Raw genomic sequence first — 806 nt, forward strand, 5'->3', positions numbered from 1 at the left:
CTGAACTGCTGGACCGGCATCTGCACCACCTGCCACCGACCCCTGCCCAGCAGAGCCACACCAAGATCAAGACAGACCTAACGGAGTCCTACTAGTCGGGCACCTCATGAAGCTGCTGGCTCAACTTCTCAGCCGTTGCCTCCAGTTCGGCCCTGTGGGCCGTAATCAGCTCACGAAGGCCCGGTTCCGCATCCCTGGCCACCTGATGCACCTCCCGCCCGGATCGTACGGACAGGCTCCTCGCCCACGCCGGGAAACGCGCCGACCGCGATCACCGAAACGGCAGACGATCTTGAGTTCCGGCTACCGCCCCGCCCAGCACGGGCACACGACCAGCGACTCACACCAGCCTCGTGACCAGGGACTTCAAGATGGTGGAGCTTCATTGTCACCGTGATCGTCAAAGCTGGTTGATGGCCTGCCCACCGGTGGCTTCTTTGCAGATTAGCTTCAGCTTCGCTTGGTCCTTTCGGTCATCGTCAGCCAATGACCGAGGCTGGTGCTGTCCAAGTACAAGACGATTGCGCTATTCGCCGCCTGGAAGCCACTCAGCGCCGGGCCGATGGCAGCCTGCTCTGCACCTGCATTGGCTGACCGGTTCTCCTGCGACCACTGCGCGCCGGGGATCACGTACAGCTCCTGAACGTCCCCTACGCTGTCGATGTAGGCAACCTGCTTTGAATTCCCGGCCGCCCACTCGTAGCCACTCAGCGCAGAGCCAACGGCCGGTGATGCCTCGGCCCTTCCCGTCAGGTTCGCGTGTGTCCATTTGCCGCCGACGGTCACGTACAGCTCGTGAACATGAC

Annotated in this window: 1 protein-coding gene; it reads right to left on the minus strand. The window is 62.4% G+C overall.

All coding sequences use genetic code 11. The features are described 5' to 3' along the window. Nucleotides 1–450: 450 nt before the first annotated feature. On the minus strand, nt 451–806 hold a 356-nt coding region (locus AB0A61_RS40945; RefSeq protein ID WP_361304686.1), incomplete at its 5' end, for a hypothetical protein.

The organism is Streptomyces sp. NPDC046197 (genome assembly GCF_040646295.1).
Taxonomy (GTDB): Bacteria; Actinomycetota; Actinomycetes; order Streptomycetales; family Streptomycetaceae; genus Streptomyces.